The organism is Clostridium beijerinckii (assembly GCF_008705175.1).
Classification (GTDB): Bacteria; Bacillota; Clostridia; order Clostridiales; family Clostridiaceae; genus Clostridium; species Clostridium beijerinckii.
This window is the reverse complement of record NZ_CP043998.1, coordinates 3944298-3956310: the sequence shown is the minus strand read 5'-3', so window position 1 is coordinate 3956310 and position 12013 is coordinate 3944298. Positions and strand designations below refer to the sequence as shown.

Sequence of the window (12013 nt, the reverse complement as noted above, 5' to 3'; positions counted from 1 at the left end):
TAAGTTAGAAGATTCAGCGACATTCTTATAGTTTTCGGAATAAAAATATTTATAGATTCGGTAATACATTACATAAGATGTACTAATGATATGCTTGTAACGATAAAAGAAAAGAAAAATTATAGGAACCACAAAGAAACTAAAGAATAAAGTAGTTAGAGTATGTAACTTATTCAGCTGTGGTGTTAAAGAATTTAACATAATATATTCTCTTAATTCTTATAAAAATCAACTATTCCCCTCAACTTTATTATACCATATGAAATTTTTAAATAACAGGCTTATAATATGTGCTTATTCTGTGTATCATAGGAACAGAATCACTTCGTAGAAATTGCTTCACTCGTATCTAGAAAAGGAATTAAAAGTCTAAATGGTTTTTAACGAGCAGTATAAGAGTGCGAGCAAGTGAATTAAACTACTCAGGGTTCCGACTTAAAAGAGGAAGGGGAATGTGTATGAATTCATATGTACTTAGCTTTCAGGAGATTGATAAAACAAAGATTTCCATGGTTGGAGGTAAAGGCGCTAATCTAGGAGAATTATCTAGAATTACTGAAATTTTAGTACCAGAAGGTTTTTGTGTTACGACAGAAGCATATAAAAAAATAACTGAAAATAATGAAGAACTTAAAGGTTTATTAGATGAATTATCGCATTTTGGAGTAGAAGACATAGAAAAAATAAGAGAAATTAGCAGTGAAATTCGCAAGGTAATCGAAGGAATAACTATACCTGAGGTTATTAGCGAAGAGATTGCAAGATTCATATTAAGACTTGGTGAAAAAGATTCATATGCTGTACGTTCTAGTGCAACTGCAGAGGATTTACCGACAGCTTCTTTTGCTGGTCAGCAGGATACGTATTTAAATATTATTGGAAAGGAATCAATCTTAAAGCATATTAGAAAGTGTTTGGCATCGCTGTTTACAGAGAGAGCAGTAATTTATCGTATTCAAAACGGATTTAACCACAATAAAGTTTACCTTTCTGTGGTCGTTCAGAAAATGGTAGTCTCTAAGGCGGCAGGAATTTTGTTCACTGCTGATCCTGTTACTTGTAATAGAAAAGTGGTATCTATTGATGCAAGCTTTGGACTAGGAGAGGCTTTGGTTTCTGGATTAGTGAATGCTGATAATTATAGAGTACGCAACGATAAGATAGTAGATAAGAAAATATCTACTAAGAAGCTAGGTATCTATTCTTTAAAAGATGGTGGTACCGAAAAGTTGGCGATTGAGCCTGAGATGCAAAATAGTCAAGTGCTCACAGATGAACAGATTTTGAGACTTACGCATATGGGTAGAAAGATTGAAGAGCATTTTGGATGTCCACAAGACATAGAATGGTGTTTGGATCACGATACCTTTTATATTGTTCAGAGCCGACCAATCACTACTTTATATCCAATTCCTGAAACGAATGATGAAAAAAAACATGTCTATTTATCTGTGGGGCATCAACAAATGATGACCGATCCTTTGAAGCCACTCGGAATGTCTTTAAAGGAGTTAATATCTTTTGGTCGATGGTTTAAGGCTGGTGGAAGGTTGTTTGTTGATGTAGCACCAATGCTCGCTTCACCAGATGGCAGAAAAAACTTATTAAATAATATGAAACAACTCGAACCTCTCACAGAAGATGCAATTATGACCATAATAGAGCGAGATTTCATAAAATGCTTACCAAATGATAAAGAGGAACAGAGCGACATTAAAAGTAAATCAGCTGCAGGTTCAGAGCCACAAAAGGAATTGGATCCGACAATCGTTTCTGAGCTGATTAAGAAGAGTCAATCATCCATAGAGGAGTTAAAACAAAAAATCCAAACTAAATCAGGAGTAGATTTAATTGATTTTATTCTAGAAGATATAAATGAGTTAAAGAGGATTTTATTTGACCCACAAAGTACAGCTGTATTTATGTCTGCTATAAATGCTTCGCTTTGGACTAATGAAAAGATGAACGAGTGGTTAGGTGAAAAAAATGCAGCCGATATCATTTCTCAATCAGTACCAAACAACATTACTTCGGAAATGGGTCTAGAGTTAATGGATGTGGCAGATGTGATACGTCCTTATCCAGAAATAGTTGATTTTTTACAACATGTAAAAGATGATAACTTTTTGGAGGAAGTGATTAAGTTTTATGGTGGAAAGGAAACCAGAGATGCAATCTTGTCTTATCTTAGGAAATTTGGGATGCGCTGCAGCGGAGAAATAGATATTACTAGAACTAGATTTAGCGAAAAACCAATTACACTTGTCCCTATGATTTTAAGCAATATCAAAAACTTTGAGCCGAGTGCTGGCAAAATGAAATTTGAGCAAGGGCGACAGGAAGCTTTGAATAAAGAACAAGAGTTATTAAGTCGGTTACGAGAGTTACCTGATGGTGAACAAAAGGCAAAAGAAACAAAACGAAATATCGACTTGATCAGGAATTTTATAGGTTATCGTGAATACCCAAAATACGGTATGATTAGCCGCTATTTTGTTTATAAGCAGGCCCTAATGAAAGAAGCGAAACGACTCGTACAAGATGGTGTTATTCATGAAAAAGAAGATATTTATTACCTTACTCTTGAGGAACTTCGCGAAGTAGTACACACAAATAAACTTGATTATGATATTATAATCAAGCGAAAAGACGAGCACAAATTAAATGAAAAACTAACACCACCACGTGTTATGACCTCTGATGGTGAAATCATTACAGGTAAATATAAACGAGAAAATCTTCCAGCTGGTGCGATTGCAGGTCTAGCTGTTTCGTCTGGAGTAATCGAGGGAAGAGCACGTGTCATCTTAAACATGGAAGATGCTGTGCTAGAAGCAGGAGATATATTAGTCACCTCCTTTACAGACCCTAGCTGGACACCATTATTTGTATCAATAAAAGGTCTAGTGACTGAAATTGGTGGACTCATGACTCATGGAGCCGTTATCGCGCGTGAATATGGATTACCAGCAGTTGTAGGTGTAGAGAATGCTACTAAACTGATAAAAGATGGGCAGAGAATCCGAGTGAATGGAACTGAAGGATATATAGAAATTTTATAGTGATGTAGATAGTGTCAAATGAAATTACCAGACAGAAGGGTGGAAACTTGATAAAAATAATTACTGAGGACCAACCAATATTCATTTGACTATAATATTGATTCCAAAGAGGTCAGAAATTAAAAATAAAAGAACTGAAAGGAGTGAGTACTCTATGACAGGACCAGACAAGGAAAAGCTATATCCAAATACAAATATAAAGACGGTTTGTTATATAAGTAATCTACCTAAAAAATCTAATGTTGAGATTGGAGAATATACTTATTATAGTGATAATAAAAAATCTCCTGAGAAATTTTATGATAATATAGAGCATCATTATGAATTCCTGGGAGATAAACTTATAATAGGCAAGTTTTGCGCAATTGCAGAGGGGATTAAGTTTATCATGAATGGAGCAAACCACAGAATGGATGGAGTTACAACTTATCCCTTCAATATCTTTGGAGGTGGTTGGGAAAAGGTCACTCCAACAGTAGAACAGTTGCCTTTTAAGGGAGATACAGTAATTGGAAATGATGTGTGGATGGGTCAAAATGTAACTATTATGCCAGGGGTCAAGGTTGGTGATGGTGCGATTATTTCTACAAATTCAACTGTAGTGAAAGATGTTGAGCCGTATACTATTTATGGCGGTAATCCAGCCAAGTTTATTAAAAAGCGTTTTAGTGATGAAAAAATTGAATTTTTACTGAAGCTTCAATGGTGGAATTGGGACGAAGAGAAGATATTTAATAATATTGAAAAGTTAACATCAGAAGTTGGTTTAGATCAATTAATGAAAGAATATATATAAATCATAAGCTATGTATAGCTTGGACAATAATATAGGCTAACAAAATTTCATATATTCGAAAATGAATTTGCTGGAGGCTATATATCATTAGAAGACTACAAGTCAAAAATGTCAAATATAAATAATGATAATAAGGTTTTTTTAAGCTAAAAAGTATGGTAGAAAGTTAAATGAGGAAGTTTATTTTCCTCATTTAATACATAATATTAAAGGATTTCCTATTGGCAAGTAAGTTCAAAAATTTCTAATAGTCTAATTTAGTGCGTAGTTCATTTTTATATAATCAATCCATTCGTTATGAAGCTCATCTTCGGTTATTCAGAAAACATCTACAAAACTATTAGGTTCTTTTATCAAATTGCACAGCTTGTCATAGCCAAATAATTTGATTATTGATTCTACTATAGTATATGAGTATTGATATCCATCATATTTGAAAAAAGTTTCAAAATCATCGCCTGTATCTAAATCTTTAAATGTAGGAACAATATCATTTGCTAGTCCATTTTTAACAGTTTTTATTATCCAGTTTTCATTATTGTCTTTTGCTTCATAACATGCAATTCCTTCATCCAACCATCTTGGTGTATTCTCATTTATTTTATTTACTATGATTATGAACAAATTCGTGAACAGCTGCAGCGGATTATAAAATGCTGAGTTTTTTCTAAATAGGAATGATTTTATTTATTCATAAAACTATACTAGCATCAAGGATATAAATACGCAGATTATTTTTTACCATAAATATGGTGAAGAATAAATATTCTAAACAATATTTATGGTAAAGAATATTAGAATATATATTCTTCAGAATATGCTTGAATAATGCGGGTTCGAAGGCCACGAATTTAAAAATCCCTGGATTTTCACATAATTTAAGATAGGAAAATAGATTGTCATATTGGGAGAGAAAAATTTTGAGTTGATAATAAAATAAATAACTTCAACAGGCTACTAGAAATAAAAGACCTAGAAGTTAAAAACTTTACTATAATTAATGACAAAATAATATATTCGTCTCGATTTACTTTCCCGATGTTGATAAAACAATTATGCCTTGCTATTATGGATTAAAAGATTAAACCATTAACATATGCGAATGAATGAAGTTTGTATGGGGAAAAGCACTAATGATTACAATTTAATTAAAGGAGATATATAATGAACGAACAAGATAAATTAAGGCAACTAGAAAATGAGTTCAAAGAATGTAGAGCAGTGCTAGCTGCTATTGGGGATGAGACAAGGCAATTAATTATTTTAAGCTTAATGAAAGGAACATATCCTGGAATAAGGGTTGGAGAAATAACTAAAGGGACACATTTGTCACGTCCATCTGTTTCGCATCATTTAAAAATATTAAAAGAAGCAAAAATTGTAACTTTAGTCAAGCAAGGAACGATGAATTTCTATCATATAAATCCAGCCAAAAGCGATTTGATTCTGATGAAGAGGTTATTTTCTCATGTTGAAGAATTTATGTGTGATTGCTGGAAGGACAACTAGAATAATGGCAGAATCTAAAGGCGATATTTAGTTGATTTGGTTTAAATTAATTTGTTCTGGAGGGTATAAGAGATGAATCTAATAAATAAAGAAATAAAAGCAGTAAATGGAATTAAAATACCTCAGGTTGGTTTTGGGGTATATAAACTAAATAAAGGGGAAGATTTTGAAACTGCTGTGGGTGAAGCTATTAAAATTGGATATCGTCATTTTGATACTGCTAAAATTTATGGCAATGAAAAAGATTTAGGATTAGCAATCGAAAAAAGTCAGATACCAAGGGAAGAATTTTTTATTACTTCGAAGGTTTGGAATACGGATCATGGCTATGAAGCTACTAAGAAAGCTTTTGAACAAACTTGTAAAAAGCTGAACGTAGAGTACCTTGATATGTACCTAATTCATTTTGCTTCATCTTATTATTTAGAAACGTGGCATGCTATGGAAGAGTTATATTTACAAGGTAAGATCAAAGTAATTGGAGTTGCAAATTTTCAGATACAACACCTTGAAGAATTAATGAAACACTCAAGGATTACACCGATGATTAATCAGATTGAGACTCATCCGGAGTTTCCACAAAATGAGCTACATCAATATGTTACTAAACATAAGATTTTGCATGAAGCTTGGGCACCCTTAGGTCAAGGGAATAAAGCTTTGCTGGAAAATACAGTATTGAAAAAAATTGCAAGTAATCATGAAAAAACAGTGGCTCAAGTAATTTTACGTTGGCATATACAAAGGGGAATTATTATTATCCCCAAATCGTCAAATCCCAAAAGAATCAAAGAGAACATTCAGTTATTTGAATTTGAATTATCAAGTGAAGAAATGGAAAAAATTAATCAACTGAATACAGGCAGAAGGTATTCTCATAGTCCTACAGGGTATATGATTAATCCACTTTATAATAAACTGATGAAAATTTTCATTAAATAAATTTTTAATCTATCTAAAATTAGCGATTGATATTCTAATGTTAAGATATAATTTAGAAAGTTCTACGTTATATCTGTTACAGTGAACCATATATAGGGAGAATCAAAATACATAGGACATTATTAAATATTAAAACATAAACCAATGATATTAAAAGTGTCATTAGTTTATGTTATAATTTTTTTAGTTAGAGATGTGTATTAAATGAGGAACCTATAGTCAATTGCAAGAATGTGTATGGCCAAGTCAATTTGCTTGATAGGGTTAGGTTATATAATATATTTTAAAGCATATCGTATTTTTTATAAAAAATACAACTGAAAAAGGAGTATAAATTATGATAAAACCAATAGTAAAAGATATATTGTTTTTAGGACAAAAATCAGAAGAGGCAACTAAAAATGACATGTTAGTAATTGATGATTTAATAGATACATTAAGAGCAAACTTAGAACATTGTGTTGGATTGGCTGCTAATATGATTGGAGTAAAAAAGCGTATATTAGTATTTAGTGTAGGCAATCTTATTGTACCTATGATAAATCCAGTTATATTAAAAAAGGAAAAGCCTTATGAAACAGAAGAAAGTTGCTTATCTTTAATTGGATTTAGAAAAACAAAGAGATATGAAACGATAGAGGTTATGTATCTTGATAGAAACTTTAATAAGAAGAAACAAGTGTTTAATGGATTTACAGCACAAATAATTCAACATGAAATGGATCATTTTGAAGGTATAATAATCTAATTATTAAGTTAAAAACGTAGCTTGAGCATACTAAAAATAAATGCTTAAATGCAAAGAGAAAGCACAATATTCAATTTATATATGCTTTTAATAACTGCATTCACACTAGAGTATATGTATGATAGAATTGAGTACAAAAATGAAATCTTTTAGAAAAATTAGATGGATTTGGGGTGTTAATAATGAATATAAAGATAGTTCCTGGCCTTAATAACTCTGGGCCAGAACATTGGCAGACTATTTGGGAGAAAAAATATGGATTTAAAAGAATAGCCCAAGAGGAATGGGATTATCCTGTATATAAAGAATGGGAAAAAAGTTTAATAGAAAATCTTTCAAGAGAAAATAGCTGTGATGTAGTATTGGTTGCACACAGCCTTGGATGCTTGCTTACTGTAAAAGCCATGCCTAAGATACGAAAGTACTTGAAAGCAGTCTTCTTAGTGGCTCCGCCAGATCCAAACAAGGAACAATTTCCGAATTTTTTAGATTCCTTTGAACATTTGCCAGAGGATAACCTTGAGTTACCTGGAATGCTAATTTATAGTGAGAATGATCAATATTCCTCATCTCTGTTTTGTATAGAAAAAGGCAAACAGTGGGGCCTTGAAACAGTATCTGTGGGCAAAAAGGGTCATATAAACAGTGAATCCAATATAGATGATTGGAATGAAGGATTTAATTTATTTCAGAAACTATTGGAAAGAATCCGATAAGGTTAATCACTTTTAATTGTTAATTGTACAGTGTTAATTTGAAGGGAGTTACGATTTTATGCATGATGTGGTGGCAAAAGGTATATTATCTAGTAGTAATGGAATGAACATTTATAGAGGATGTACTCATGGATGTATATATTGTGACGCCAGAAGTCATTGTTATGGAATGGATCATATTTTTGAAGACATTGAGGTTAAGGCTAATGTGCTGCAGCTATTAGAGGATGCACTTAAGAAAAAAAGAAAAAAGTGCATGATTGGAACCGGTGCAATGAGTGATCCATATATTCATCTAGAAGAAAATCTTCAAAATACAAGAAAATGTTTAGAGATAATTGATAAGTATGGATTTGGACTCGCAATACAAACTAAATCAAATAGAATATTAAGAGACTTAGACTTGCTAAGAAGTATAAATAAAAAAGCAAAGTGTGTTGTGCAGATGACATTAACAACTTATGATGAAGAATTATGCAAGATTATTGAACCTAATGTTTCTACAACAAAAGAACGATTCGAAGTTTTAAAAATAATGAGGGATAACAAAATTCCTACAGTAGTCTGGTTAAGTCCTATTTTACCTTATATAAATGATACAGAGAAAAATATAAGAGGAATTTTAGATTATTGTATAGAAGCTAAAGTTAAAGGAATTATAGTATTTGGTATTGGATTAACATTAAGAAATGGAAATAGGGAATATTATTATAAGAATTTAGATAAGCATTTTAAAGGTTTAAAAGAAAAATATATAAGAGAATATGGGAATAGTTATGAAGTGTTAAGTAAGAATCATGAAAAATTAATGAAAATTATTAAAGACACCTGTCAGCAGAATAATATTATTTTTGGAGTGAAAGAAGTTTTTAATTATATGAAAGCTTTTGAAGAGGAGAATAATGAAGTTCAAATAGGTTTTGATATATAGCAAATAATTTATATGATAAAAAGGTGTTATCTACTTTGTATATAACATTCATATACAAAGTAGAATAAAGAGCTCTTATTTTTATTTTTCCCAAACTATAACTGATTGAGCTTGCTTTTGGGCTCTTCACCATTCTCTACACGCTTTATATTATTCACGAAGAAATCATATCTTTTTTTATGGAATTTAAGGCCATCAGGCAAGCCGGCTGTATGAGGAGTAAGTATCACATTTCTTAGATTTCGGAGTTCACTTTCAATTGGAAGAGGTTCAGATTCAAACACATCAAGGCATGCACCTGAAATGTCCCTGTTTTTTAATGCATCTATCAAGTCTCTTTCATTGACAATACCACCGCGGGCTGTATTGATAAAAAGTGCAGTATTCTTCATTTTATTGAATACCTCTTTGTTGATCAGCTGTTTGGTTTGCTGATTCAAGGATACATGTACACTTACTATGTCCGATGCGCCTACAAGAGTATCGAAATCCGTCATTTTTACAAAACCGTCAGACTGCACAACGGGATTTCTAGCATAAACCAGAACATTCATATCAAAGATCCTGCAAAACTCAGCTACTTTTTTACCGACGGCGCCAAAGCCTATAATCCCGATGGTTTTGCCTTTTAATTCACTCCCTGTATACTGCAATTCATTTTCATCTATCCTATTCTTCATGAAAGAATCAAGAAACGGTATGTTTTTATAATAAGACAATATCAGCGCCATTACGTGCTCTGCAACTGCTTGTGCATTCACTCCTGCAGCATTGGCCGCCCAAATGCCGTACTGCGTGCAGGCATCTATATCTACATTATCAAATCCTGCACCCGTCTGTACTAACTTTAATTTTTTTGCTATAGAAAGCAAACTGCAATCTACTTTAATATGTTCAGGTATGAGTACCTGACAATCTTCAATATGATGCAACATTTCTTTTCCGGGATGGACAATTACAATGTCCCAGTCTTCTGGAAAATGCCTTACAATATTTGATTTTGAGGTCTCAGTAAAATATCCGACTATAAGAATTTTCATTTTTAAGCCACCTTTCATGATCTATATCTATTTCGAAGAAAATCCGTTTGATGTTTACAATTATAATCTTTGCAAAATGTCTACACTGCTATCTAGATAACAATTGCAAAATATTTGAAGTTATATCTTTACTGAATTGATATTTTTCTTTTGACATAGCGGGATTAATTGCTGCTAAAGGTATTTCCCTTTCATAAAGGGAGCCGTGAGTTCGTACGTCTTTCGTATTTAAATAAATACCTTCAATTTCAGCGAATGCATAATCTTCAGAGGCAAAAATGACGTAGTCTCCTATATTATTTATTGGCAAATGATAAAGTTCAGCAGCTTCTTTCTTGTTTAAAATTTTGTCAACTGATATTTGAGTAGACACAAATTGAAGATACTTTTCTATTTCATCTGCATTTTTCAGATATACATAAAGTGTTCCGCCTTCCTGATACGCATGATTTTCAATATATCTATCTTTCATTGGAGGTACGCATACAACATGAAAACCTGCTTGTTCAGATAAATTTTGAAAATTTACAAGAGTAGTTTTTTTATTCATTCCATGATCAGCAGTAATATAAATCTGGCGAGTTGGTTCTAATTCGTGTATCTTTTTGATACAGTTATCAATATCGTTTATTTGCTTTTTAGCCTGTTCAGAGTTTGGTCCGTAATGATGCATAATATAGTCGTTAGTAGTGCAGTACACTATTTCAGGAGATTCTTTTTGTATGCATGTATAGGCTGCATCCAAAATCCATTTGCTACTTTCTACGCTTTGTATGTTTGGCGGCATAGAAATGCCTAGCTGCTCTAAAAGGTTAAGGTTAGGCTTTTCAGCACTAATTCCTAAATCAGCACCTTCTCCATATACTTCAAGAATCTTTCCTTTTACTGTCAATAAAGCAGTTTTACCACCAATACTTTTAATGTGTTGTAATATTGTAGTAGCTTTCATAAATCCTTTCTCTTGTATAAATCCAGACTTTCCTGTTATGTGATCATAAAAGAAATTTCCTACCATTTGTGTCTCATTTGGCCAAAGTCCTGACAGAATAGAGGCATGATTAACGTTGGTTACCGTAGGAATTGCACCATAGATATTTTTTATAAATCCTTTTTGCTCACATAAACCATAAATATTTGGTGCATTTTCCAAAGTAAAATACTCTGGAGAGCACCCATCAATGACAACAATCAATATTTTTTGCATAATTTACATCCCCTTTAATCAAGACACTTATTTGTTTTTAGATTATCACCTCTATAATGCTTTGTAAAATATGAATAATATTATATAATGATTAGTAAATACTTAACTATATGGAATGAGGGATTTCAATTGACAATTCGTGATTTAGAAATATTTGTAGAAGTTTGTACTCAAATGAGTATGAGTAAAGCCGCTCAAAAATTATATATATCGCCATCATCCGTTAGTCAGTCAATATCAGCGCTGGAGAATGAATATAATACAAAGTTATTTGAGCGATTATCTAAAAAACTATATTTGACTTCTAATGGAAAGGAATTGCTTTTCCATGCAAAACAATTATTATATGATTTAGGGCAAATGAACCTAAAAATGAGAAATCTGTCCTATCAAGGACTAGTACGCATTGGGGTTTGTACCACAATTGGTCATAAACTGATTTACCCAATATTAGAGAAATTCCAGAACCTTTATCCTTCTGTAAATATTCAAGTTGAAATTGGAAATAGCTCCTACATAGAACAAAAGATATTATCATATGATTTGGATGTAGCCATTATTCAAATGGAATCTCCTTGCAGTGAGTTAACATATATTGATTTTTTAGATGATAAACTAATGCTTGTCTGTCATCCAGAAAATCCCCTTGCTGAACAAACAATTAAAATTAAGCAATTAAGTTTAGAACCAATAATAGCCCGTGAACCTGGAAGCAGAACTCAAAAAATGCTTCAAGATATTTTTGATGAATCGCATATTATTCCTAATGTTACATGGATTTGCAAGAGTATTGATTCAATAAAAGAAGCTGTAATTCATAATAAAGGAATAGCACTTTTATCTCAATACTTAATGCAAGACGAATTAAAAAACAGAAAAATCGCAAAAATAAATTTAGAAGAATATAACTTTACAAGGAAGTTCTATGTTTCATATCATAAAAACAAGCATTTAACGGAATATATAGATAACTTTATAATGCTGTGTAGTACAATAAAGGATGAGAATCCCCTAAAGGTACGATAGCACTTTGGATATATTATGTATATGTTGAATTGTGCATTT

11 protein-coding genes are annotated in these 12013 nt (G+C 32.0%); 8 read left to right on the top strand and 3 right to left on the bottom strand.

Annotation, left to right across the window (positions count from 1 at the left end):
* The first annotated feature begins 458 nt into the window (after positions 1 to 458).
* The gene (gene ppsA, locus F3K33_RS17825) at positions 459 to 3062 is read left to right on the top strand and encodes a phosphoenolpyruvate synthase (RefSeq protein WP_039769052.1); all 2604 of its coding nucleotides are present in this window, start codon (positions 459 to 461) and stop codon (positions 3060 to 3062) included.
* Between the two features lie 154 nt (positions 3063 to 3216).
* A complete protein-coding gene (locus F3K33_RS17820; RefSeq protein ID WP_039769054.1) occupies positions 3217 to 3858 on the top strand; it encodes a Vat family streptogramin A O-acetyltransferase in 642 nt (213 codons plus the stop codon).
* A gap of 318 nt (positions 3859 to 4176) precedes the next feature.
* Here F3K33_RS17820 and F3K33_RS17815 read toward each other — a convergent pair whose 3' ends face one another.
* A complete protein-coding gene (locus F3K33_RS17815) occupies positions 4177 to 4482 on the bottom strand; it encodes a gluzincin family metallopeptidase (RefSeq protein WP_241414816.1) in 306 nt (101 codons plus the stop codon).
* 540 nt (positions 4483 to 5022) lie between these two features.
* On the opposite strand from F3K33_RS17815, the gene F3K33_RS17810 reads away from it, so the two are divergent.
* The 5 genes from F3K33_RS17810 to F3K33_RS17790 all read left to right on the top strand — a co-directional run bounded on the left by F3K33_RS17810 (position 5023) and on the right by F3K33_RS17790 (position 8704).
* Positions 5023 to 5367: an ArsR/SmtB family transcription factor gene (locus tag F3K33_RS17810; RefSeq protein ID WP_023974058.1), complete on the top strand. Its 345-nt coding sequence runs from the start codon at positions 5023 to 5025 to the stop codon at positions 5365 to 5367.
* 72 nt (positions 5368 to 5439) lie between these two features.
* Positions 5440 to 6309: an aldo/keto reductase gene (locus F3K33_RS17805; RefSeq protein WP_039769058.1), complete on the top strand. Its 870-nt coding sequence runs from the start codon at positions 5440 to 5442 to the stop codon at positions 6307 to 6309.
* Positions 6310 to 6646: 337 nt separating this feature from the next.
* Positions 6647 to 7057, top strand: coding sequence for a peptide deformylase (locus F3K33_RS17800; protein WP_039769060.1), 411 nt, complete (start codon positions 6647 to 6649; stop codon positions 7055 to 7057).
* Between the two features lie 182 nt (positions 7058 to 7239).
* Positions 7240 to 7773 carry an RBBP9/YdeN family alpha/beta hydrolase gene (locus tag F3K33_RS17795; protein WP_039769062.1) on the top strand — a complete coding sequence of 178 codons (534 nt, stop codon included), beginning with the start codon at positions 7240 to 7242 and terminating at the stop codon, positions 7771 to 7773.
* A 58-nt stretch (positions 7774 to 7831) separates the two neighbouring features.
* Positions 7832 to 8704, top strand: a complete 873-nt coding sequence (locus tag F3K33_RS17790) for an SPL family radical SAM protein (protein WP_012059682.1) — start codon at positions 7832 to 7834, stop codon at positions 8702 to 8704.
* A 95-nt stretch (positions 8705 to 8799) separates the two neighbouring features.
* Here F3K33_RS17790 and F3K33_RS17785 read toward each other — a convergent pair whose 3' ends face one another.
* Both F3K33_RS17785 and F3K33_RS17780 read right to left on the bottom strand, forming a co-directional pair.
* Entirely contained in the window at positions 8800 to 9744 is a 945-nt protein-coding gene (locus tag F3K33_RS17785) for an NAD(P)-dependent oxidoreductase (protein WP_039769066.1), read from the bottom strand.
* A gap of 88 nt (positions 9745 to 9832) precedes the next feature.
* A complete protein-coding gene (locus F3K33_RS17780) occupies positions 9833 to 10948 on the bottom strand; it encodes an alkaline phosphatase family protein (protein ID WP_039769068.1) in 1116 nt (371 codons plus the stop codon).
* Between the two features lie 129 nt (positions 10949 to 11077).
* Between F3K33_RS17780 and F3K33_RS17775 the strand changes: the two genes are divergently transcribed.
* Complete coding sequence (locus F3K33_RS17775) at positions 11078 to 11974, top strand: LysR substrate-binding domain-containing protein (RefSeq protein ID WP_243141306.1); 897 nt, start codon at positions 11078 to 11080, stop codon at positions 11972 to 11974.
* Positions 11975 to 12013: the final 39 nt, after the last annotated feature.

Coding starts and splice junctions, on each gene's coding strand:
- ppsA (WP_039769052.1), top strand. CDS start 459: ATGAATTCATATGTACTTAGCTTTCAGGAGATTGATAAAACAAAGATT.
- F3K33_RS17820 (WP_039769054.1), top strand. CDS start 3,217: ATGACAGGACCAGACAAGGAAAAGCTATATCCAAATACAAATATAAAG.
- F3K33_RS17810 (WP_023974058.1), top strand. CDS start 5,023: ATGAACGAACAAGATAAATTAAGGCAACTAGAAAATGAGTTCAAAGAA.
- F3K33_RS17805 (WP_039769058.1), top strand. CDS start 5,440: ATGAATCTAATAAATAAAGAAATAAAAGCAGTAAATGGAATTAAAATA.
- F3K33_RS17800 (WP_039769060.1), top strand. CDS start 6,647: ATGATAAAACCAATAGTAAAAGATATATTGTTTTTAGGACAAAAATCA.
- F3K33_RS17795 (WP_039769062.1), top strand. CDS start 7,240: ATGAATATAAAGATAGTTCCTGGCCTTAATAACTCTGGGCCAGAACAT.
- F3K33_RS17790 (WP_012059682.1), top strand. CDS start 7,832: ATGCATGATGTGGTGGCAAAAGGTATATTATCTAGTAGTAATGGAATG.
- F3K33_RS17785 (WP_039769066.1), bottom strand. CDS start 9,744: ATGAAAATTCTTATAGTCGGATATTTTACTGAGACCTCAAAATCAAAT.
- F3K33_RS17780 (WP_039769068.1), bottom strand. CDS start 10,948: ATGCAAAAAATATTGATTGTTGTCATTGATGGGTGCTCTCCAGAGTAT.